Genomic DNA, 22,175 nt, shown 5'->3' on the forward strand with positions numbered 1-22,175 from the left:
AGTACGTTATGGGCAGGTATGAGAGTCGATTTGGGTTGAGATGGCGGTGTCTATGCCTTAACTGAAAAATACGATTTGAAAAGAACGCCATTCATGGGCGTACAGGGGTAGGGGAAGCCCTGGGAGATGTGAATGACATCAGATGTCACGCAGCTGACATTCCTGTCGCTGTTTTTGCCGTTTCTGGCAGCGCTTGCCGCACCGATGCTGGTGAAAAGATTAGGTCACAATGCCGTCTGGATATTGGCGATCGCGCCCGCGCTGGCTTTTGTCCACTTCGCACTGATGCTGCCGCAGGTGGCGGCTGGCGGCGTGGTCACGGGCGGTTACGTCTGGGTTCCAAGTTTCAACCTCAGCTTTTCGTGGTTCATCGACGGCCTGTCGCTGACCTTTGCACTTCTGATCACCGGTATTGGTCTGCTGATCGTGCTTTATGCCGGCGGTTACATGAAGGGGCATCCGCAGCAGGGCCGCTTCCTGTCTTTCCTGCTTCTGTTCATGGGCGCGATGCTGGGCGTCGTGGTTTCGGACAGCCTGTTGATGCTGTTCGTTTACTGGGAACTGACCTCGATAACCTCGTTCCTGCTGATCGGATTCGACCATGCGCGCCCGGCCGCACGCCGTGCCGCCTTACAGGCGCTGGTGGTAACGGGCGGCGGCGGTCTGCTGCTGCTCGCCGGGTTGATCTTCATCTGGGACATGAGCGGCATGACGCAATTGTCCATGCTGGTGCGTGGCGGCGATATATTACGCGACAGCCCGTTCTATCTGGCTGCGCTGCTGCTGGTTCTCGGCGGCGCGTTCACCAAATCGGCGCAGTTTCCGTTCCATTTCTGGCTTCCCAACGCGATGGAGGCACCAACGCCGGTTTCGGCCTATCTGCACTCGGCAACCATGGTGAAGGCCGGTGTCTATCTTCTGATGCGCCTCAACCCCGTTCTCGGCGATACCGCTGCCTGGCAGATCCTGCTGCCGTTCTTCGGCGGGTTGACCATGCTGACCGGCGCGCTGCTGGCCGTGCGCCAGACCGACCTGAAGCTGATGCTGGCCTATACCACCATGTCCTCGCTCGGTCTGCTGGTGATGCTGACCGGCTTCGGCTCGGACCACGCGATCGAGGCGGCTGTGCTTTATCTGGTGGCGCATTCGCTTTTCAAGGGCGCACTGTTCATGGTTGCCGGCATCATCGACCACGAGACCGGAACCCGCGATGTGACGAAGCTCGGCGGCTTGCGAAAGGCCATGCCGATCACCTTTGCGGCAGCGCTGGCAGCGGCCATCTCCATGGCCGGCCTGCCGCCCTTCTTCGGCTTTCTCGCCAAGGAAGAGATTTATTATGCGCTGGCGCATGGCAATCCGCGTGCCGTGCTGTTCACCGGCATCGCCATTCTCGGCAATGCGCTGATGTTTGCCGTCGCTTTTGCCGTGGCGCTGAAACCTTTCCTCGGCAAGCCCGTGAAAACCCCGAAACACGCGCATGAGGGACCACTGCTGCTGTGGCTCGGCCCGGCGCTGCTGGCGATAAAGGGGCTGACCATCGCTCTCTTCGCTGGCCTTTCGCATTTTTACATTTCGACGCCGATGGCAAGCGCGATCGCGGGTGAGGCGCGCCCGGTGGAAATCTCGCTCATTCCCCATATCGGCGTGCCGCTCGGCCTGTCGCTGCTGACCATCGCGCTCGGCATCGTCCTCTATATGCAGCTTTCCGCCGTTCGCGGCCTGATGGTGCGCACCTTCAAGGCGCTGGGTGCAGGGCCGGACAGGGGCTTCGATGTTTTCATCGAAACGCTGGTCAAAATCTCGTTCCATGTTGTCAGGCTTATCCAGCCCGGCAGGCTGGAATTTTACGTCACCGCCACTTTCGCCGTCATTGCCGTCGTGCTGCTTGCGCCGCTGTTTCTCTATGGCGAACTGCCGTCCATGCCGGCGTGGCCGCACGACATTAAAATCCATGAGCTGACCTTCATTGGCATCGCGGTTGCGGGCCTTGTCGCTGTGCTCACGGCGTCCAGCCGGCTTACGGCCATCATCGCGCTCGGCATTCAGGGGTTTGCGGTGGCGGTCATCTTCCTGCTGTTCGGCGCGCCCGATCTGTCGTTTACGCAATTCATGGTCGAAACCCTCTCCGTGGTCATTCTGACGCTGGTCATGACAAGGCTTCGCCTGTCGCCGTCAGACCACCGCGGCCCTGGCCAGAAGCTTCTGGACAGCACCATCGCCATTGCCTGCGGAACCGGCTTTGCCCTGTTCCTGATGCGGGCGACGGAAGCGTCGTTCGATAATCGCCTCACCGATTTCTACAACACCTATTCCAAGGTCATCGCCCACGGGGCGAATGTGGTGAATGTCATCATCGTCGATTTCCGCGGCACGGATACGCTGGGCGAGATTGCGGTGGTGATGATAACAGGCCTGGCCATTCTCGCGCTCATCCGCATCCGCCCGGCTGCTGCCATCAAGGGACCAGCAAAAATAGCGAAGAAGAAGGGAGCGCGGGCTTGAACACGCTTATCCTGCGCACCGTCGCCCCCGTGGTCACCAGCCTCATGGTGCTGTTTTCCATCTTTGTATTGCTGCGCGGCCATAACGAGCCGGGCGGCGGTTTCATCGGCGGGTTGATCGCGGTCTCGGCGCTGGCGATCTACGGCATCGCTTATGGTGTGGCCGCAGTCCGGCGCGCCATCGTGTACCATCCGCTGTCCATTGTCGGCGCGGGGCTGCTGTTGGCGATGTTGTCTGGTCTCGTCTCGATTGCAGCCGGCGTGCCCTTCATGACCGGGCTGTGGGTCTATCCGAGCCTGCTCGGTGTGGAAGTGCCACTCTCCACCGTCATGTCCTTCGATATCGGCGTTTATCTCGTCGTGGTCGGTGCCATCACCTCCATTGCGCTGGCTCTGGAAGAAAGGGATAGCGACTGATGGAAGCTGTTTTCTCCATTCTCGTCGGCATCTTCTTTTCGGTGGCGATCTATCTCATGCTCTCGCGTCACAGCATCCGCATGCTGCTCGGCATCGCCATTCTCGGCAACGCAGTCAACCTCCTGCTGTTCACGGCGGGAAGGCTGACGCGCGAAGTGCCGCCGATCATTCCGCCCGGCATGGACACGCTGCCGGCGGGTGCCGCCAATCCGCTGCCGCAGGCGCTTATCCTCACGGCAATCGTCATTTCCTTTTCCTTCTTCTGTTTCCTGCTGGTGCTGACCTGGCGCGCGTTCCAGGAATTGCAGACCGACGACACCGACGAAATGCGCACCGCAGAACCGGCAGGCGAGCCTTTGCCGCCGCTCGGTTATTGAGCGGGGCGGGGCACAGACACATGGCTTCATCCACCACTTCTGCAATATCAGATCTTTCCGCAGCGCTTGTCACGGCACCCGTGCCGCTATCCGACTGGCTGATCATCCTTCCTGTCGCGCTCTCAATAGGCGCAGGTGCGGTGCTGATGATGCTGCGCCACACCATGCGTCTGCATGCGCCCATTGCAATCACGGCACTTGTTCTGCTGGTACTGCTCGATGCTGCGCTTCTGTGGAAGGTCGTGACCCAAGGGCCGTTCACCATGGTCATGGGCCGCTGGCTGCCACCCTTCGGCATTGCCTTTACGGCTGATCTGACTGGCACGCTGCTGTCGCTCGCCGCCGCCATCGTAGCGCTGGCCGGTGCCATCCACGCCAGCGCCGATATCGACGCCAGCGGCAGGCGATACGGTTTTTATCCATTCCTGATGCTGTTGATGGCGGGTGTCACCGGTGCGTTCCTGACCGGCGACCTCTTCAACCTCTATGTCTGGTTCGAGGTGCTGCTGATCTCGTCCTTCGGCCTCATCGTGCTGGGCTCCACGCGCGAGCAGATCGATGGCGCGCTGAAATACGCCATCCTCAACCTCATCGGCACGACGCTGTTCCTGATCACGGTCGGTTATCTCTATGCCATCTTCGGCACGCTCAATATGGCCGATATCGCGCTGAAGGCGACGCAGCTGCGCGGCACAGCTCCGCTGATGACGCTTGCCAGCCTGTTTGCTCTCGCCTTCGCCATGAAGGCGGCGGCCTTTCCGGTGAATTTCTGGCTGCCCGCCTCCTATCACACGCCGCGCATCGTCGTTTCCGCCCTGTTCGGCGGCCTGCTTACCAAGGTCGGCATCTACGCGCTGCTGCGCGTCATGGTCATGCTGTTTCCGGTCGAGCGAGAGGAGCTGAGTATCGTCATCGCCATCTCTGCGGCGCTGACAATGGTGCTCGGCGCCATGGGTGCGCTCGCACAGAACGATATCCGCCGCATGCTCGGTTACATCGTCATATCGGGCATCGGTTACATGATGGCGGGCATCGCCATCGGCACGCCCTCCGGCGTTGCTGGCGCGATCTTTTACGCGCTGCACTCCATGGTGCTGATGACGGCGCTTTATCTCGCCGCCGGCCACGCCGCCCGCCTTGGCGGCAGTTTTACCCTGACTTCGCTCGGTGGCCTTTATCGGCAGGCGCCGTGGTTTTCGGGCCTCGCGCTCGCCTTGTTTTTCGCCGGTTCCGGCCTGCCGCCGTTTTCCGGCTTCTGGCCGAAGGTGGTTCTCGTCAAATCGGCGATCGATATCGGCGCCTGGTGGCTTGCCGCCGCCCTTCTCCTGTCCGGCTTCATCGCCACCATCGCCTTCGGGCGTGTCTTCCTCTTATGTTTCTGGCGCCCGGCAGTGGCCTCAACCGGCCAGGCGCCGTCGCTGCCTGCGTCGCCTCTGGCGGCCCCTTCTTTCGTCCCGCTGGTCGGGCTGACATTGCTGGTGGTATTCTTCGGTCTGTTTCCGGAAAGCCTGCTCAATCTCAGCCAGCAGGCGGCGGCGGGGCTTGGCAACCCCGAAGCCTATATCCAGTCGGTGTTTCCCGAAGGGAGCAGACCATGAGCCGCTACATCCTGTTACTGCTCTTCGTTGGCGTATGGCTCGCCGTAAGTGGCAGCGTCACGCCGGCGAACATTCTCTTCGGCCTCATCGTCTCGGCGCTGGCTCTGGGCCTTATCCGTCACCAGATCCCCAAGGGCGGCCGTCATCGACTGCGTCCGGTCCGCGTGCTGTCGCTGCTGCTGCTGTTCTTCAAGGAGCTGGCGCTGTCGGCCTGGAAGGTGGCGGTGATGGTGACGCGGCCGAAGCTCGATGTGCAGCCCGGTATCTTCGCCTATCCGCTCAGGCTGACGACGGATTTCGAGATCACGCTGCTTGCCAATCTCATCACGCTGACCCCCGGCACACTTTCGGTCGATGTTTCCGAGGATAAAACAACGCTCTACGTCCACGCGATCGATTGCAGCAATATCGAAGCCGCCAAGAATGACATCCGAAACGGCTTCGAAAAAAAGATCATGGAGGCGTTTCAGGGATGACGCCGGAACTCATAGTTTCATTTGCAACTGTACTTGCCACGGTTGTACTGTCCGCTGCCTTTTTGCTGACAGTATATCGCGTCGTCGTCGGTCCGACCTTGCCGGACCGAATCGTCGCGCTCGACATGCTGGTCGGTATCGCCATCGGCTTCATTGCGGTTATCGCCATCCGCACCGGCGTCGATCTTTATGTCGATATCGCCATTGCGCTCGGACTGGTGGGTTTTCTCGCAACGGTGGCTTTTGCCCGCTTCGTCCTGTCGCGCGGTGCAGATGGCAGGCGCAGGACAAAGGCTGTTCTCGACGGCGAGCGGGCATCGGAAGTTGTTGAAAAGCCTGACAAACAAGTATCCAGGCGTGGAAAAAGAAGGGGCGGTCGATGATGGGCTGGATCGTGGCTATTCTGGTTGCGGCACTGACGGTCTCAGGTGCCGCCTTCTCGCTGATTGCGGCAATCGGGCTTAATCGCCTGCCGGATGTCTACACCCGCATGCATGCGGCTTCCAAGGCGGGAACGGTGGGTTCGGGCCTGTTGCTGCTGGCTGTCGGCATTCATTCCACGGAAATATCGACGCTGGCACGGGCACTTGCCGGTTTCTTTTTCTTTGTTCTGACAGCACCGGTCTCCGCACATCTTCTTGCAATGGCTGCACACAAGGCAGGTTATCCACTTGCTGATAAATCGGTAGTTGATGACCTAAAGAAAATTTGAAGTTGAATTACCCCCTAATAATGGGGGGTCTTCGTTTTGCATTACTACTTGGCATAGTATTTTATTACCCGTGATTTTTTGTATTCCAATTAGACTGTTTTGAACTGAAAAAATCATAATAGGAATTTGACTTTTGCTGTTTTGATGCTATCCAAATTAAGTGTAAAATTGCTTATTGCGATTTGCATCTAGCCTCTTCATGGTCGGCGTAGGCATTTTATTAATGTCTAATCTATGGTTGATCAGACCTTTGTTGGCCATGTCGCGGGCTACAAGTTGAATCTCGGATCAATTCGTTTCCGGTTTCGCTTGAAATCTAGGGGTAGATTTCACGTTGGTTTCAACAGGGCGAAGGAGGGGCACCGGGTAACTTCACATCGCTCGATGCGGCGTTCATCCGTGTCTGGAGATAAATAACAGGAGATACTTAAATGACGGAAACTGCATACGGTAACGCCCAGGATCTGCTGGTCGAACTGACGGCGGATATTGTGGCTGCCTATGTTAGCAACCACGTCGTTCCGGTAACTGAGCTTCCCGGCCTTATTTCGGATGTTCATACGGCACTCAGCGGAACATCGGCACCGGCATCGGTGGCGGTCAATGTTGAAAAGCAGAAGCCTGCTGTGTCGGTTCGCAAGTCGGTTCAGGACGATCATATCGTCTGTTTGGAATGTGGTGGCTCGTTCAAGTCGCTCAAACGCCACCTGACGACGCATCACAGCATGACGCCGGAAGAATATCGCGAAAAATGGGATCTGCCGGTCGATTATCCGATGGTTGCTCCCGCCTATGCCGAAGCCCGTTCGCGGCTCGCCAAGGAAATGGGTCTCGGTCAGCGCCGCAAGGCGAACCGTTGATTTTCTAAGACGGATTGTGTCGCGGCTGTATTTTCTCCCCGTCCGGGGAAAGATGGCCCGAAGCGCCGGATAAAGGGGACCTTGGCAGCATATTGCTGGCCTTGCCCCTTAACTCGCCGCCGTGACCTTTTCCCTTAGCAGGAGATGGCGGCAGGGCGCGCATGCCCGCTCCATACACAACTTGCACCATAGTGTTATGTCCAGCTGGTCCTTAGACCGGCTTTTTTATTGCCGCGCGCAATTTCGACAGAGGAAAAAAATCCTTGTCTAGGCGTCACCTTTATTCAAAAACAAAGCGAAATCAACTGCATGTTTTTCGACGCCAAATTTGCCCTTCCCCGCGTCCATCCTCAGGTGTATGAATTAATTCCTATTCGTAAAGGAGTTGCATATGCCTTCGGACATATCGTCTTTGCCTGCCCCCTTTCGGCCCTGTGTGCAGGTTGCCGATAGCAATTTCCGCCGTTTTCCGCCTGCTGCCGGGCGGGATGAGATTTCCCGGATTTGCCGGCTGGTCCGGCAACTGGCCGGGGAAATGGTGCAATTAACCGGCGATCGTGTGGCTGCGCGCCGGGACAGGCGGCGCACCGAATGCCATATCCGCCAGATCGCCATGTATGTGTGCCATGTGCAGCTCGGTATTCCCATGTCGGATATCGGCCCGTGTTTCGGCAGGGACAGAACGACAGTCGGCCATGCCTGCCAAGTGGTTGAGGATCGTCGCGACGAACCCGCCTTTGACGAGTTCGTCGCCACACTGGAGCGGCTTTCCGGCAGCATTTTCAACGTGATGAAAGGTGTTCGGGATGAGTGAGACAAAAAGCGCTCCATCGATACTTCCCGATACTGTCCTGTTGCGGCTCCTGCGCTGCATTGCTGCGGGCACGGCTGAGATATCGGAGGATCGCGGCGATATGGTATTGCAGCGACCGGAGGCCGGGAACGGCAGGAGAGGGCGTCCAGCGTTGCGGTTTCCGGCCGCCACGGTGCAGCTCGCCCTCTCTTCGGGGCTGATCGAAAGACGCGAAAACACACTCTCCGCCGCGCCGCCGCTCGCCTCCTATTTGAAGCGCGCTATAGCCAGGGATCGCGACGAGATTTTTCAGGAACAGCACTGGGATTTGCAGACGGTGGTTCTGGATGTCGGCAAGGACAGGCAGCCGGCCCGGCGCAACCTCAATAGCTCGCCACTGACAGGCCTTTCACGGCTGAAGGAAAAGGATGGCACGGCATTCTTCCCCAGCGACGCCTTGCAGGCGGGCGAACGCCTCGCCGCCGATTTTCACCGCGCGCAATTGAACCCGAAGGTGACGGCAACATGGGAGCCGAAAATTGCAAGCCGCACGAAGGGGGAGGCGGGTGGCAAGCTCGATCTTACCGATGCGGCGATTTCCGCACGGACGCGGTTTTCCCGTGCAGCAGATGCTATGGGGCCTGAACTTTCAGGTGTCGCCATCGATATCTGCTGCTTTGAAAAGGGGCTGGAGGCCGTAGAGCGCGAGCGGCAATGGCCGGCGCGTTCGGCAAAACTGCTGCTGCGGGCCGCTCTGCTATCGCTTGCCCGGCATTATGCGCCGCAAGCGCAACGCAGCAGAAGGACAAGCCACCATTGGGGCGACGAAGATTATCGCCCGCCGATGGCGCCAACGATGGCAACAGAATGAAGGCTCAGGCGGTCAGAAGTCTCGCTTCCTCGCGGATACGTTTGACCATGGAACGCAGGCCATTGGCGCGCTGCGAGGACAAATGTTCCACCAGCCCGATCTTGTCGAACACCTCAATGGCGTCGAGGCCGGCGATTTCGGAAGCTTTTTTACCGGAATAGACGGCAAGAACGATGGCGACGAGGCCGCGCACGATATGCGCATCGGAATCGCCCTCGAAGGTCATGAGAGGATCTTCCGCACCATCGCTGTGGCTGACGAGCCAGACCTGGCTTGCGCAGCCCTGCACCTTGTTCTCAGGCGTGCGCTTGTCTTCCGCAAGGTCGGGTAGCGCCTTGCCGAGTTCGATGACGTAACGATAGCGATCCTCCCAGTCGTCGAGGAAGGCGAAATCGTCAAGGATCGTATCGAGAGAGGCCATGTTGCGCGCCGTATCGTTCGTTATTGCCATGCTTTGCTACGATATAGGGCAAGTGCAGACGGTTTTGAACCATGCGGACCATGAAAAAGCCCACGGAAAACAGGTTTCCGTGGGCAAGTTTGGCAGGCAGTCACGCAGGCGGACATATCCGGCTGCAGAGAAGGGGCGGCGCGGCGTTAGGCGGCGCAAAATATCAGGGGGTGGGGCGCTTCTGCGGCAGGGGAATGATGGTGCCGGTCTTCAGCATGTCGGCATTCCCAGGGAATTCGACGCTGATCGCCGGTGCTGCGGCCAGTTTTTCGCTCTCGCTGGCGAGTTCGGCTGCGGGTGCCGTTTTATCACCGGATGCAAGCTGCGCGTCGAGCAATTCATAGGCGACCTTGGCGCCTTCCTTTGCCCGTTCACCGAGCGCGTGGAAGGTTTCGGCGCCCTTGACGCAGACGTCGGGTTTTTCGATGCAGATGGCGCTGACATAACGATAGGCCTCACCGGCTGCCGAAACGGCGCTGGGAATATCGAATGCCGAAGGTTCCTTGGTCGGATCGTTGCTGCTACCGAAATAGGACAGCGCGACCAGCACCAGCGAAAACCAGAATGTTCCTTTGATCAGAAACCACATTGTCAGACTACCCTGCCAGATGATCTTTGTTTTGAAGCCCCGCCCGTTTTGGGTCATCGGCCTTTGTCCCGTTTTTCGGGCTTGGAGAGAAGCTACAGGCGACCGGCGAACAGCCAATTGCAAAAAGCCGCGCAATTTAATTCAAATTGTATCTATTCTCCTCGCATCGGGACCGGCTCCAGCAATTCCGTCGCATTTTAACAGTCCATGTTAAGCATAATTGCGACAGATGCCGTCTGTTCCGGGCAAAAGTGGTCACCCGTGCCGCCACAAAGGTTAACGCGATGGCAAAAATAAAGCGAAATCCGTCGCTTACCCGTCATTAACCATGATTGGCAAAGCTTGGTTGAAATGCTCCGTAATGGGACTGCGGCGCATTTCGAGGCTGTTTGGTGCCGTTCTTTTTATCCATTCCTTAAGCCGCGGGCTTCTATTGTCGGAGCCGTTAGATCCGTCTCAGGGATTCAGGTTTGGTATTGCGTAATATGAGAAAAAAAGCGGTCGCATTGGTCGACCATGCCGCAGGCAGATGGCTTGCGCGTATGGAGGAGGACGCCGAAAGGCGCGCCGGCACCGTTGCGCGCCTGCGCCGCCTGTTTGCCTTCAGCGCCGTCGGCTTTCTGGTCGTTCCCGCCCTGTTCAGCCTCGTCTTCAGCCCCGCCATCGCGCTGCCCATCGGCGCCGCTCTGGTGCTGGCGCTGTATCTGGCCGCAGCCGCCCTGTTGATCGCCTTTTCGCGTCCTGCCCGTGGCGCAGCGTCCCTGTCCGCTCAAGCCGGCGACGATGACCTCGTTGCGGCATCGCAGGTGCCCGGCCTCGTACTCACCATCAATGAAAACGGCCTCGTCGAGCGCGTCTCCGGCCGCGACCTTGAAACGTTTCCAGCCGATCTTCAGGCCTGCAAGGGCCATGTCTTTGCCGAATATGTTTATGTTTCTGATCGCATCGAGCTGATGCAGGCTTTCGACCTTCTGCGGCAGGGCGAGGAAAAGTCCAGCGTGGAACTGCGGTTCGAAACCGGCGCGAAATCGCGCCAGGCGCAGTTCATCCACGCGCGTATGGAAATGACGGCGATCCGCAATGCGGCTGGCAGGCTACGCCGCGTCGTCGCCCAGCTCTCCGACGTTACCGAGATGGAGCTTCTGCGCCGCGATGTCGCCCGCAAGGCGGCGGAGGCGGAATCGGCCAACGACGCCAAGTCGCGGTTCCTCGCTGCCGTCAGCCACGAACTACGCACCCCGCTCAACGCCGTCCTCGGCTTTTCCGACATTCTGGCGGGCGAATATTTCGGCCGGCTGGAAAACGACCGCCAGCGGGAATATGTCGGCTTGATCCGCCAGTCCGGCGCGCATCTCCTGTCGGTGGTCAACACCATGCTGGATATGAGCAAGCTGGAAGCAGGCCGTTACGAGCTGATGATGGAAAGCTTCCCGATCGGCGAAACCATCTCGTCCTGCGAGGCCATGCTCGGCTTGCAGGCGAAGGAAAAAGGTCTGACATTGACCAGCCGCATCCAGCGCGGTATCGGCGAAATCTCCGCCGACCAGCGCGCCATCCGCCAGGTTCTCATCAATCTGGCCGGTAACGCCATCAAGTTCACCGATGCCGGCGGTGTAGTGTCGATCGATGCTGCGCGTGAAGGCAGGATGCTGAAACTGACGGTCAGCGATACCGGCATCGGCATCGCATCCGACAAGATTGAACTCCTGGGCCAGCCTTTCATGCAGGTCCAGAATGAATATACCCGTCGCTATGAGGGCACGGGTCTGGGATTGTCCCTGGTCAAGGGTCTGGTAGCACTGCATGGCGGCACTTTCGCCATCACCAGCCAGCCCGGCGCGGGGACGGTCGTAACGATCATGTTGCCTGCCGACGGTTCCGGCATGGCGGGTGGCGAAAACGCTGAAACCGAATGCATGGTGGAGTTTCCGCCGCGCATCAAACGGCTCGGCGAAATGGCCGCGATTATGAAGAAGGATGGTGACGATGGCCCCGCGAAAGCGAAAATCGCCTAAGAAAACAACGGCCCAGATTGGCGCCGGGATTGTTTCCTTGGTGGTTTCGGCCATCGGGCGCGAACTCCTGCGCCGTCCCAAACTGGTGGGCGGCTCAGGCGCCTTCGTGGTCGTTTTCGGTTTTGTCGCCGCCAACGCGCTCTGGTACCAGCCGGGCGTTCATCCGTCTCCTTTTCTGCGTACCCGCGATGCGGCAAACCCGAACGGGATTGCCGGCTATCGCGCGGCAGAGCCGCTCGGCACGCAGGGCCATGTCACGACCTTCCGCATAGAACGCCCGAGCGAAACCGAAACGGCGCAGCAACCGGCGGCCGCAACGGCGACGCCTGCGACATCGGTTGCGGCGGAAAACCAGAAGCCGCAGCAGATCGTTGCCGATATTCAGGCCGAACTTAAAAAACGCGGGCTTTACGAAGGCGAGGCGGACGGCAAGATGGGACCTCGCACGGCTGCCGCCATCATGTTCTTCGAAGAAACACTCGGCATGGAACAGACCGGCGAACCGACGACACGGGTGCTGGCGGCGCTCAGGATCGACGGCGCAACCGTCGCCGCAATTCCGAAGGATCGGCCTTCCGACGCCAACACCGGCGGCGGCGTTGAGATCGACCCGGTCGCGGCCGCAATCCGCAAGGCTGAAGCGCCTCATCCCAAGGCCGAACCGGTCTCATTGAACAGCGCTGCCGCCGCTTCAAAGCCGGTGAGCCGCGATCTGATTGCAAAGATCCAGCAGGGACTGATCAATATCGCCTATGCCGATGTGAAGGTGGACGGTGTGGCCGGCGAGCAGACCCGCAACGCCATCCGCCATTTCGAAAAACACTACCGCCTGCCGGAGACCGGTGAACCGAGCGAAGCCGTGCTGAAGAAGCTGAAATCGATCGGGGCGCTTTAGGGGACTGGGTCTCAACTCTCTCCATTCTTGTGACAAGCGCAGGAACGAGGAAAGAAGAGAGCGTAACAACACGGACAGGCAGCGGCCTGGCGCCTCCATCGAAAGCACCCCCAATGCGCCTCAAATCCGAAATCTTCGTATCAGCCCTTATCCGCCGCGTGTTTTCCGCTGGTGGCTTTGCCGCTGTCGAAAAGAAGGGTGCGGAAGAGGCCGGTGCGATCTTCATCCGCCAGCGCCTTCGTGATGGCCGCGAAAACCTCTACGGGCCTGCGCCGCAGAGTTTTGCCGAGGACGAGGAAGTCCGGGCCGAACGCCGTTTCGAGACGCGCCTTGCGGGTGTGGAGGGGGAGGAAAGTGCTGCTCTTCTCGAAAGGGAGCGGCGCTTCGACAGCGATCTATGGGTCGTCGAGATCGAAACGGACGAGATCGGCACTCTCCTGACGCTGGTAGACCAACCGAAGATTTAAAGCGTGCAGCAGCTTTGCGCCCGGAATTGCTCCGGGCGAGGGGGGGCCGCCTTAACCCTCACGTCCCCGTTCTGTGAATGACAGGTGCGCTGTGGTTCGGTCGTTCGCGGCCGTGGGTGTAGCTGTCGGCGCGCCGCCAGCTTTCCACCCGCTCTTCGCATTCAATGATTTCGAGGCGGTCGAGCATGGCCTCGGCGCGGCTCATGTCGCCTTCGGCGGCGGCAAGATGCGGATAGAAGCATTGCAATATGAAGGCGGCTTCGGAAAATTCCATGCCGAGCCCGATCAGGGTGGTGGCGAGCTGCGTGCCTGATATGTCGAGCATGATGCGCTCCGACAGCCAGTAGCTGGACGACAGCGAATCCGCCAGCGTCACCGCAAACTGCCGCGCATCACGCTCGCGCGCGAACCGCACGAGCAGCGCTTCCTGCACGTCACTCAGGCGGCGCAGGCCAAGAACGTCGCTTTCCGGGCGGCTGAGCTGATGCGCCATCCGTTTGATGCGCTGGCGCATTTCCTCTTCCACGGCGGTGGATTTGATCTGGGCGTCTGCCGGCTGCGCAATGGCTGGCTCCGGCATGGCGGGAGGCGTCGCGTCATCGGGTCGCTTCAGGTCTTCCATGTGCCGCAGGCCGACTAGCGCGTCGATGACGGTCGGCGACAGGTCCTCGCGCCGCACGATGGCGCGGGCATGGGCGGCCCCTTGCGTGCGGGCAATGGTGATCAGCGTGTCGTCATCAAGGCACTTCGACGAAATCAGGAAGGGGGCGGCAATGGAAATCGGCTGGCAGGCGATGAAGAAGGCAACCGCCGAAGGCACGTTGGGATGCTGGGAAAGCGCTGCAATGGCTTCCCGCTTGGCCTCTTCGGTGGAAGCGTTGAAAAGCGGCATGAAAAGCTCGGCAAACTGCCGAAGGTCCGTTTTTGACGGATGGGGAACAGTCTCAAAATTCGTGACAGTGGCCATTAGCACCACATCTTTCTTCCTCACGGCTCTTGGCCTCTCAAGTTCTCGAAACCGGTCGGTCAACGCACTACCCAACAAAAACGCAAACACAATATCGGTTCAAATTAGAGCAAATCCGTTGACACCCTGTTAACTATGGGGGGTGGCAAGCGTTATTGTGCGTTTATCAACAAGGAAATTTTAAAACCTTCGTGACGGACAAAACGTCATGGAACCTTGCCGTCTCGCCTTTGTTTTCAACGGGTGCAGCTTTATGAAGGATAAGTTGGCGCCCGGCGATTAGGGTTAACGGATCATTAACCTCTGTCTGTTTCTAATTTCATGGGCAGTATTAGGATTCCATGTTATTCTGATTGATAGAATAATTTCGAAAATGGCATGCCGAAGCCTTGATATGCGCACGACACCTTGCAAAATCGCCATCGATTTTTGGGTCGTGCGAAAACCAGTCTGTGGGCTGGATTATGCGCAATGTGATGGTGATGAAATTCCCGACGCAAGACGAGGCTTGCGCGGTTCCCATGGGCAACATTGACTCCCGAAGAGGAGACGAGCATGGCAGTTATTATTCCAATCGCCGAGGCCCGACGAAGCGTGCGCCCGGCCGGAATGTCCGGCAAGGTTATGGGCCCGGCAAAGGTCGTGCTGTTTACCGGCGTGCGTTATGAAAAACGCGATACGGAACCGGCTGGCAAGGATGCGCGCAAGCGCAAGCCCGCACCGGAAACCGCCTTCAAATCCTGATTACGCTTGGTTGACCGGCGCTATTTCCACGGTGTCGGCTGGCATTTCGCCTCGTTCAGGAACCGTTCCGCTTCCTCCCCGAAGCTCGGCTGCGGCACCATGGTCCGCAACACCACATACCCTTCCGTCTGATCCGATTCCGCCAGAATGGCCTGTGAAAGCGATGGCGGCTGCGCCTTGCGAATGGCCGCGATCTGCACCGAATCCGCCACCAGAATATCCATCACCCCGCCTGCGGACGTGCGGTCGTTCATGCTGAACACCTCGTTCGACGCCTTGTCGTAAACCGCGACCGACCAGAAGGGCACCGCGCCGATGGCCGTCAGCCTGACGGGCTTTTCCTCGATATTGAAGGTGCAGACGGCAACTCGCATGAAGGGATCGCCGCTTCCCAGTGTCTTTTTCTCCGTCGTTTCTTCGAGAAGATGAAACTGATGCGGCTTACCTTCCGCCAAGGCGCGGGTATAGGCGTCGCGATTGCTGAAATGCGGTATCGCCAGAAGAATGACGACATGCAGCACGGCGGCGGCGACAAGGCCGGTGAGGATGGCGAGCAGGGTCCTAAGCATTGCCACACCCCAGCTTGCGGATTTGCGGCATGGCGATGTCGATAAGGCCGGAACTGCCGGCAACCGGCGTGTCGAGCAGCGTCATGACCAGCTTGAATGTCTGCCCCTGCGGCACGGCCAGCCAGTTATAGGTCTGGGCATCGGGTGCAATGGTGATGTCGATGCCGCCATCGGCACTGCGCAGCAGCGTGCGCGAATTGAGCGCAAAGGGTCGTCCGGCATCTTCCGCCAGAACATTGCCCTGCTGGTCGGCGGTATAGAGCGTCCAGAACCGCGAGGGCGGCACGGCGCCCGCCAGCTGGTAACGGCATTCGCCGGTCAGGCGCTGGCCGTCGCTGTCGACGGAGGCGGTGAAGGCCAGTCCCTCGGCCGTTCCATAAAGCAGCTTGCCGGCATCGGCGCGGTGCGACTTGGCGTAGGGATCGGCCTCGATCGTCTGCGCTTCCGGAAAGGCATCCCATGAGCCGATGCGGATCGAGCCGAAGCCGGATGTCGCCTCAAGTGCTGCCAGCGTCGCGGCAATGCCGCCGCCAAAGGCGATCAATAGGGCGATGCCGACAAGGAATGGAACTCGAAACACGCTGTTTTCCCGTTTTTGAACAGGTCGAGGACTATCACTGATTCCCTGTTTGGAAAATGGTACGCCTTGTTTAGTCTTGATGGAAATGACCAGAAGAGGGATTCCACCATGTCGCGACAAGCCGCCATCGACCACGCCACCCGCTTTTTCGACGATGGCAGGTTCGAGCAGGACTTGGCGCGGCGCGTTTCGCTCCGCACCGAAAGCCAGGATAAGGCGCGCGGTGCCGAGCTGGCGCTCTATCTGGAGTGCGAAATGCAGCCCGCTTTCACCGCCATGGGGTTTTCCTGCACGATCCTGCGCGACCCGGCGGCGGATTTGCCGTTTCTGATCGCCGAACGTTTCGAGGATGAAGATCTGCCGACCGTGCTGGGTTATGGCCACGGCGATGTGGTGCGTGGTCTTGATGACGGCTGGGCAGAAGGCCTTTCGCCTTTCGTGATGTCCGAGCGCAATGGCAGGTGGTACGGGCGCGGCACCGCCGACAACAAGGGGCAGCATTCGGTCAACATGGCGGCGCTGAAAGCGGTGCTGGAGACGCGTGGAAGACTTGGGTTCAACGCCAAATATCTGATCGAGATGGGCGAGGAGAGGGGCTCTCCCGGCTTGAGGGAAGTTTGCCGGGACTATAGCGAGCGGCTGAAAGCCGATCTTCTGATCGCCTCCGACGGCCCGCGCCTGAATGCGGAGCGGCCGACCGTTTTTCTCGGTGCGCGCGGCGGCATTACCTTCGATCTGGTGATCGAGGCGCGGGAAGGCGGCCATCATTCCGGCAATTGGGGCGGGGCGCTGTCCAACCCCGGCGTGCAGCTGGCGCATGCCATGGCAAGCCTCGTTGGCCCATCCGGGCAGATCCGCGTGCCCGAACTGGTGCCGGAAGAACTGCCGCAGGCGGTGCGTGACGCGCTTGCCGATTGCGAGATCGATGGCGGACCGGATGGTCCGAAAATCGATCCTGACTGGGGCGAGCCCGGCCTTTCCACCGCCGAGCGTGTGTTCGGCTGGTGCGCGCTGGAGGTGCTGGCCTTTGAGACCGGCAATCCGCGCGCGCCGGTCAATGCCATTCCGCCACGGGCATGGGCGCGGCTGCAATTGCGCTTCGTTGTCGGCATCGATCCGGAAGCCGCGCTGCCCGCCATCCGCCGCCATCTCGACCGGCAGGGGTTCAGCATGGTTCGGATCGTACCCGCCGGCGACGAGATTTTCCGCGCCACGCGGCTCGATCCGCAGGACCCATGGGTCGGCTTCACTCTGAGTTCCATGGCCCGCACGACGGGCAAGACACCGGCACTTCTTCCCAATCTGGGTGGCTCGCTGCCCAACGATATCTTTGCCGATATACTGAAACTGCGCACCATCTGGGTGCCGCATTCTTATCCCGGCTGCTCGCAGCATGCGCCGAACGAACATTTGCCGAAGGAGATTGCCCGCGAGGCGCTTGCCATCATGGCCGGGCTTTACTGGGACCTCGGAGAGGGAGAAACCCCTCCGCTTTAAGCGCCCATGACCAGCTTGAAGGCGATGGCCCACATGGTGAAGGCGATAACCCCTTCGAGGATGCGCCAGGCGGACGGCTTTTCGAAGATCGGGCGCAGCCAGCGCGCGCCGTAACCCAGCGAAAAGAAGAACAGCAGGGAGCCGGTGGCGGCACCCGCCGCGAAGGTTTTTTCAAAGCCGGGAAATTGCGTGGAGATGGTGCCGAGCAACACGACGGTATCGAGATAGACATGCGGGTTGAGAAAGGTCAGCGCCAGGCAAATGGCAAGCGTCTGCCACAGGCTCGCCTCCCGCCTTTCCGCCACCGAAAGCACCTCCGACGAACGCAGGGCCGAATGTAGGCTTTTCGCGCCATACCAGATGAGAAACGCCGCACCGGCATACCGCATGATGGGATCGAGCGCCGGCATGACGGCGCTTATCCGCTGAAAACCGAAGACGCCGACGGTGATCAGCAGCGCATCGGAAATCGCGCAGGTGGCACAGACGGCAAAGACATGGGAGCGCGCCAGCCCCTGCTTCAGAACGAAAGCATTCTGCGCGCCGATGGCAACGATGAGGCTGAGACCCATCGTCAGGCCGGTGAAGAAGATTTGAATGTCCATGTGCTGGCTGCTGCCTTTTGTCTCTGCCTGTGCGGATGGATGATGCCACCGCTTCCAGACCGAGTGCTTTGATATTTCCCTCACATGGTTTAATCAAATTAAACAAACTCAGTTCAAGTAAGTAAAACTAATGACGGGCAAAAACTATGCGACAGGGCGATTTCATGTGCGGGCACCTCGCCTGACCCTCATTCCTGTGACAAGGACAGGAATGAGGGAAGAGGAGAGTGCTACTGCTACTGCCCGGACGCTTCCCGTCAACCACGCCCATATCAATCTTTACAAGGAGGCCTTTGATGCTGGACTATCCTTCCATGCGCGCCGTGGCGCTCGTGGCCCAGACCGGCAGCTTTGAGAAGGCGGCACAGGTGCTGTGTGTCACGCCCTCGGCCGTTTCCCAGCGTATCAAGCAGCTGGAGGAGCGCCTCGGCGTGGTGCTGATCGTGCGCGGTAATCCTTGCGTGGCGACGGAAAAGGGCGAATGGCTTTGCCGGCACATGGACCATGTCGGCATGCTGGAAACCGAACTGTTCCGGCAGCTTCCGGTTCTTTCGGAAGCGGGCGCGGCGGCAGAGCGTGTCACACTCAACATTGCCACCAATGCCGATAGTCTCGGCACATGGTTTCTCGACGCGGTTTCGAAATTCACCGGTGGCAGCGACTATCTCGTCAACATCGCGGTGGACGATCAGGACCATACGGTGGAATGGCTGCGCGGGGGCAGGGTGCTCGCCGCCGTCACCGCCCATGCCAAGCCTGTGCAGGGCTGCCGGGTCTTGGCTCTCGGTGTGCTCAGATATCACGCCACCGCCAGCCCGGCTTTCATGGCGCGCCATTTCTCCGATGGCGTCACGCCCGCCACGCTTGCCCGCGCGCCGGGGCTTACCTTCAACCAGAAGGACAGGCTGCAGGCCAGCTGGATCAAAAAAGCGCTGGGTGAGGATATATCCTATCCCACCCACTGGCTGCCCTCGACCGACGGTTTCGTGAAGGCAAGTCTTGCCGGCATGGGCTGGGGCCTCAACCCGGTGCAGCTGGTGGGAGAGCACCTTGAGGCGGGGCGGCTTGTGGAAGTCGTTCCCGGCACACCGCTCGATATCCCGCTCTACTGGCAGGTCAATCGGCTCGCCGCTGAACGCCTCGGCACGCTCACCGCCCATGTGGTGGAAACAGCACGGGCGGCGCTTCTTTCCTGAGGCAGATCAAATAGTCTGCCATTCGCTCCAGTTCAACACGCGCGGAATCTGCGGTTTTGCTTCGCCGCCAAGAAACGCGATATATTCCAGCGAGTGGCCGTCGGGATCCTTGAAATAGACGTTGGCTGCCGGCATCCATGGAAAGACGACGGGCTCGTCGATCTCGTTTTCGCCGTCAAAACCGAGCGGCGTTACGCCGTTCCGGCGTAGATAGTCCGGTGCGGCGAGAAGCTGATCAAAATCGACGCTGAAGGCGATGTGCAGTCTCATATTGATGGGTGCGGAATGGATGGACCATAGGCCAAGCATCGAATGCCCACGTTCGCCGGTCCAGAAGAACGCCACATTCCGTTCAGGGAATCGTTGTGCCAGCTCCAAGCCGACAACATTACGATAAAACTCAACCGAGCGTTCCAGGTTCGAAACCGTCAAATGCGTCTCGAACAATGCTTTTACTTTCACCATTTCCTGTCCTCAATTGCCTTAGCGCTGCACCTTTCGGGCATTCGCTTTCTTGCAACCGGACTGTGCAACCTCAACCATGATTGAGGTCAAGCACCAAATATGGATTTTTCTAAAGCCGAGTGCAGGCAGCAATCTGGAGGGAAAAACGCCTTCAGCATTATGAGCCAAGGTTGCCAAGCCGTCACCGCCGGGCCGCATCCCCCGGGCCATCCCGCAATGACGCATCCGCAACCTTTTGCGTCGTGACGGTCAAAGGCGTGGCTTCCTTCATCTTCTTGGCGATGGAACGGATGACGCGGGTTGCTTCGGCTGAGAGCGAGCGTGGGCGGGTGAGTGCCGGCATGGCGGGTGCAGCGGTGGCGGATGCGGCAGCGACCTGGGCCGAAGGCTGCGGGCGCGCGCCTGTCGGCAGCGGGTTCTGGATGCCGGGAATGGGGCGCAGCTCCATGCCTTGATGGGCGTAGTCCATAAGCCGCTTGAAGGTCATGGCGGGAAGCGCGCCGCCGGTCATGTTGTTCATCGGCGTGAAATCGTCGTTTCCGAACCAGACCGCCGTGGTGTAATTGCCGGTGAAGCCCACATACCAGGCGTCGCGGTAAGCCTGCGACGTGCCGGTCTTGCCGCCGGAAACGATGCCGTTTTCAAGCGCGCCGCGCCGGGCCGTTCCCATCACGGGAATGGTGACAAGCATCTGGTTCATCTTCGAATTGGCCTCTTCGGAAAGCACCCGCTTGGCGGGTTCCTCGTCACGGCCGAAATCGTAGAGAACCTTGCCCTCGTAATCCAGCACCTGCTCGATGCCGTGGCGGCGCGATTGCATGCCATCGGCCGGGAACACGGCATAGGCCGTCGCCTGATCGAGAACCGTCAGTTCCGATGTGCCGAGCGGAATGGTCTTGTCGCTGCGCAGCGGCGTGGCGACGCCCATCGCCTTGGCGGTGTCGACGATCACCTGCGTGCCGAGCACGTCTTTGGCGAGACGCACCGGCACGGTGTTGTAGGATTTGGCAAGCGCCACCTGCAACGTCACTTTGCCGGCGTAGGAGCGGCCATAATTCTGCGGAGACCAGCCGCGCCAGGTCACGGGCGCGTCGGAAATCAGCGTCTCCGGCTTCATGCCCTTTTCCATGGCGGCCGAGTAGGTATAGACCTTGAAGGAGGATCCCGGCTGGCGCAGCGCCGCCGTCGCGCGGTTGAACTGGCTTTCGCCGTAGTCACGCCCGCCGACCATGGCGCGCAACGCGCCGCCGTTTTCGATCATCACCATCGCGCCCTGCTTGACGCGGTAGCCCTCGCCATACTCGCGCAGCTCCATTTCCATCGCCTGCTCGGCTGCCTGTTGCAGCCCGGTATCGATGGTGGTGCGCACGACGACGGTATGGTCCTTGAACCTGCCCTGCGCCGCCAGCCGCTGTACCTCGTCAAACGCCCAGTCGAGGAAATAATCCGGGGCCTTCACATCGGCGCGGTCAATGACGGTGGCCGGATTGCGCCGCGCGCCGATCACCTGACCCTCGGTCATCAGCCCGCTCTGCACCAGGTTGGAAAGCACGGTGTTGGCGCGCGCACGTGCGGCGGGCAGGTTGACATGCGGTGCGTATTTAGCCGGCGCCTTGAACAGGCCGGCGAGGATGGCGGATTCGGCAAGCGTGACATCGGTCAGGTTCTTGCCGAAGTAAAATTGCGCCGCCGCTGCTGCCCCGAACGTGCCGCCGCCCATATAGGCGCGGTCGAGATAAAGGCTGAGGATTTCCTTCTTCGACATGTTGGCCTCGAGCCACAGCGCGAGGAAGGCTTCCTTGATCTTGCGCTCAAGCGAGCGCTCATTGGTAAGGAACAGGTTCTTGGCAAGCTGCTGCGTCAGCGTCGAGCCGCCCTGCACCACGCCGCCGGCGCGGGCATTCTCGCTCATGGCGCGTGCAAGGCCAATGAAATCGATGCCGAAATGGTCGAAGAAACGCCTGTCTTCGGTGGCCAGAACCGCCTTGATGAAATGATCCGGCATCTGGTCGATCGGGACGGAATCCTCATGGATGATGCCGCGATGGCCGATGGTGTTGCCGTAACGGTCAAGGAAGGTCACGGCAAAATCACCGCGATAACGCCAGTCCTTCTTGGTCTCCTCAAAGGCGGGCATGGCAAGCGCCAGAAGAACGACACAGCCGGCCGTTCCGAAGGTCAGCGCGTCGCATGTCAGGTTGACGAGAAGCTTCTTCCAGCCGCGCACATGCAGTTTGCGCGAGGCAATGGTGACGTCTTCCCAGAAATCCACCAGCCTTGCCGCAGCCGTCCACAGGCCGGAGTCGATAAAGCTATCGATTCTCAGCAGGATGTGCCGCTTTTTGCGACCGTTTTTATCGTCTTTTTCTTCCTGCACCTGGCGATGTTTTCCTGTTCAACGCAACGCGGATTGTCGATGTTTCTGCGCTTCATCCAATTCCGGACGCAAAACCATGACATGGTTCTGCTGGAATTGCTTGACGCGGCGGCCTCTCGCGGGTCAATGACCCTTTGCCACTCGCCAAAATGC

24 protein-coding genes are annotated in these 22,175 nt (G+C 59.8%); 16 read left to right on the forward strand and 8 right to left on the reverse strand.

Going from position 1 to position 22,175, the window contains the following annotated elements; genetic code table 11:
* Window positions 1-132: 132 nt before the first annotated feature.
* The 10 genes from GH784_RS14215 to GH784_RS14260 all read left to right on the forward strand — a co-directional run bounded on the left by GH784_RS14215 (window position 133) and on the right by GH784_RS14260 (window position 8,605).
* Window positions 133-2,502, forward strand: coding sequence for a putative monovalent cation/H+ antiporter subunit A (locus GH784_RS14215; RefSeq protein WP_065702641.1), 2,370 nt, complete (start codon window positions 133-135; stop codon window positions 2,500-2,502).
* Window positions 2,499-2,918, forward strand: coding sequence for a Na+/H+ antiporter subunit B (locus GH784_RS14220; RefSeq protein ID WP_065702640.1), 420 nt, complete (start codon window positions 2,499-2,501; stop codon window positions 2,916-2,918). The genes GH784_RS14215 and GH784_RS14220 overlap by 4 nt, the downstream gene beginning before the upstream one ends.
* Window positions 2,918-3,295: a Na+/H+ antiporter subunit C gene (locus GH784_RS14225; protein WP_003509263.1), complete on the forward strand. Its 378-nt coding sequence runs from the start codon at window positions 2,918-2,920 to the stop codon at window positions 3,293-3,295. The genes GH784_RS14220 and GH784_RS14225 overlap by 1 nt, the downstream gene beginning before the upstream one ends.
* 20 nt (window positions 3,296-3,315) lie before the next feature.
* On the forward strand, window positions 3,316-4,893 hold the full coding sequence (locus GH784_RS14230; protein ID WP_003512023.1) for a Na+/H+ antiporter subunit D: 1,578 nt from the start codon (window positions 3,316-3,318) through the stop codon (window positions 4,891-4,893).
* Complete coding sequence (locus GH784_RS14235; protein WP_013635705.1) at window positions 4,890-5,369, forward strand: Na+/H+ antiporter subunit E; 480 nt, start codon at window positions 4,890-4,892, stop codon at window positions 5,367-5,369. Before GH784_RS14230 ends, GH784_RS14235 begins: the two co-directional genes overlap by 4 nt.
* Window positions 5,366-5,752: a cation:proton antiporter gene (locus tag GH784_RS14240; RefSeq protein ID WP_065658150.1), complete on the forward strand. Its 387-nt coding sequence runs from the start codon at window positions 5,366-5,368 to the stop codon at window positions 5,750-5,752. The genes GH784_RS14235 and GH784_RS14240 overlap by 4 nt, the downstream gene beginning before the upstream one ends.
* Window positions 5,749-6,081, forward strand: coding sequence for a monovalent cation/H(+) antiporter subunit G (gene mnhG, locus GH784_RS14245; RefSeq protein WP_003512029.1), 333 nt, complete (start codon window positions 5,749-5,751; stop codon window positions 6,079-6,081). Before GH784_RS14240 ends, mnhG begins: the two co-directional genes overlap by 4 nt.
* A gap of 431 nt (window positions 6,082-6,512) precedes the next feature.
* Window positions 6,513-6,941: a MucR family transcriptional regulator Ros gene (gene ros, locus GH784_RS14250; protein WP_003512037.1), complete on the forward strand. Its 429-nt coding sequence runs from the start codon at window positions 6,513-6,515 to the stop codon at window positions 6,939-6,941.
* 391 nt (window positions 6,942-7,332) lie between these two features.
* On the forward strand, window positions 7,333-7,755 hold the full coding sequence (locus GH784_RS14255) for a helix-turn-helix domain-containing protein (RefSeq protein WP_003512040.1): 423 nt from the start codon (window positions 7,333-7,335) through the stop codon (window positions 7,753-7,755).
* Window positions 7,748-8,605: a DUF6456 domain-containing protein gene (locus GH784_RS14260; protein WP_065704181.1), complete on the forward strand. Its 858-nt coding sequence runs from the start codon at window positions 7,748-7,750 to the stop codon at window positions 8,603-8,605. Before GH784_RS14255 ends, GH784_RS14260 begins: the two co-directional genes overlap by 8 nt.
* Window positions 8,606-8,609: 4 nt before the next feature.
* Here GH784_RS14260 and GH784_RS14265 read toward each other — a convergent pair whose 3' ends face one another.
* Window positions 8,610-9,026: a SufE family protein gene (locus GH784_RS14265; protein ID WP_025592801.1), complete on the reverse strand. Its 417-nt coding sequence runs from the start codon at window positions 9,024-9,026 to the stop codon at window positions 8,610-8,612.
* A gap of 193 nt (window positions 9,027-9,219) precedes the next feature.
* Window positions 9,220-9,645 carry a DUF5330 domain-containing protein gene (locus GH784_RS14270; protein WP_025592804.1) on the reverse strand — a complete coding sequence of 142 codons (426 nt, stop codon included), beginning with the start codon at window positions 9,643-9,645 and terminating at the stop codon, window positions 9,220-9,222.
* Between the two features lie 485 nt (window positions 9,646-10,130).
* Between GH784_RS14270 and GH784_RS14275 the strand changes: the two genes are divergently transcribed.
* From GH784_RS14275 to GH784_RS14285, 3 genes are all read left to right on the forward strand, one after another.
* Window positions 10,131-11,660, forward strand: a complete 1,530-nt coding sequence (locus tag GH784_RS14275; RefSeq protein ID WP_003512044.1) for a sensor histidine kinase — start codon at window positions 10,131-10,133, stop codon at window positions 11,658-11,660.
* Entirely contained in the window at window positions 11,632-12,555 is a 924-nt protein-coding gene (locus GH784_RS14280) for a peptidoglycan-binding domain-containing protein (protein ID WP_065704182.1), read from the forward strand. Before GH784_RS14275 ends, GH784_RS14280 begins: the two co-directional genes overlap by 29 nt.
* Window positions 12,556-12,668: 113 nt before the next feature.
* Window positions 12,669-13,022, forward strand: a complete 354-nt coding sequence (locus GH784_RS14285; protein WP_003512046.1) for a DUF1491 family protein — start codon at window positions 12,669-12,671, stop codon at window positions 13,020-13,022.
* A 58-nt stretch (window positions 13,023-13,080) separates the two neighbouring features.
* Here GH784_RS14285 and GH784_RS14290 read toward each other — a convergent pair whose 3' ends face one another.
* Window positions 13,081-13,989, reverse strand: coding sequence for a DUF2336 domain-containing protein (locus GH784_RS14290; protein ID WP_003512047.1), 909 nt, complete (start codon window positions 13,987-13,989; stop codon window positions 13,081-13,083).
* A 555-nt stretch (window positions 13,990-14,544) separates the two neighbouring features.
* Here GH784_RS14290 and GH784_RS14295 point away from each other — a divergent pair.
* Window positions 14,545-14,733, forward strand: a complete 189-nt coding sequence (locus tag GH784_RS14295) for a hypothetical protein (protein WP_065704961.1) — start codon at window positions 14,545-14,547, stop codon at window positions 14,731-14,733.
* 20 nt (window positions 14,734-14,753) lie between these two features.
* On the opposite strand, the gene GH784_RS14300 is transcribed toward GH784_RS14295, so the two are convergent.
* Window positions 14,754-15,302, reverse strand: a complete 549-nt coding sequence (locus GH784_RS14300; RefSeq protein ID WP_013635715.1) for a DUF1254 domain-containing protein — start codon at window positions 15,300-15,302, stop codon at window positions 14,754-14,756.
* Window positions 15,295-15,882 (reverse strand): DUF1214 domain-containing protein, encoded by a 588-nt coding sequence (locus GH784_RS14305; protein WP_003512054.1) that lies wholly within the window; start codon window positions 15,880-15,882, stop codon window positions 15,295-15,297. The genes GH784_RS14300 and GH784_RS14305 overlap by 8 nt, the downstream gene beginning before the upstream one ends.
* A 108-nt stretch (window positions 15,883-15,990) precedes the next feature.
* On the opposite strand from GH784_RS14305, the gene GH784_RS14310 reads away from it, so the two are divergent.
* A complete protein-coding gene (locus GH784_RS14310; protein ID WP_065704959.1) occupies window positions 15,991-17,379 on the forward strand; it encodes a M20 family metallopeptidase in 1,389 nt (462 codons plus the stop codon).
* On the opposite strand, the gene GH784_RS14315 is transcribed toward GH784_RS14310, so the two are convergent.
* Entirely contained in the window at window positions 17,376-17,984 is a 609-nt protein-coding gene (locus tag GH784_RS14315) for a LysE/ArgO family amino acid transporter (protein WP_003512058.1), read from the reverse strand. The genes GH784_RS14310 and GH784_RS14315 overlap by 4 nt on opposite strands.
* Before the next feature lie 296 nt (window positions 17,985-18,280).
* Between GH784_RS14315 and GH784_RS14320 the strand changes: the two genes are divergently transcribed.
* The gene (locus tag GH784_RS14320) at window positions 18,281-19,180 is read left to right on the forward strand and encodes a LysR family transcriptional regulator ArgP (protein ID WP_065661233.1); all 900 of its coding nucleotides are present in this window, start codon (window positions 18,281-18,283) and stop codon (window positions 19,178-19,180) included.
* 6 nt (window positions 19,181-19,186) lie between these two features.
* On the opposite strand, the gene GH784_RS14325 is transcribed toward GH784_RS14320, so the two are convergent.
* Together GH784_RS14325 and GH784_RS14330 are read right to left on the reverse strand one after the other, a co-directional pair.
* Window positions 19,187-19,645: a VOC family protein gene (locus tag GH784_RS14325; RefSeq protein ID WP_065704957.1), complete on the reverse strand. Its 459-nt coding sequence runs from the start codon at window positions 19,643-19,645 to the stop codon at window positions 19,187-19,189.
* A 181-nt stretch (window positions 19,646-19,826) separates the two neighbouring features.
* The gene (locus GH784_RS14330; protein ID WP_065704955.1) at window positions 19,827-22,022 is read right to left on the reverse strand and encodes a transglycosylase domain-containing protein; all 2,196 of its coding nucleotides are present in this window, start codon (window positions 22,020-22,022) and stop codon (window positions 19,827-19,829) included.
* Window positions 22,023-22,175 lie beyond the last annotated feature (153 nt).

It is taken from the genome of Agrobacterium tumefaciens (genome assembly GCF_009649785.1).
Lineage (GTDB): Bacteria > Pseudomonadota > Alphaproteobacteria > Rhizobiales > Rhizobiaceae > Agrobacterium > Agrobacterium tumefaciens.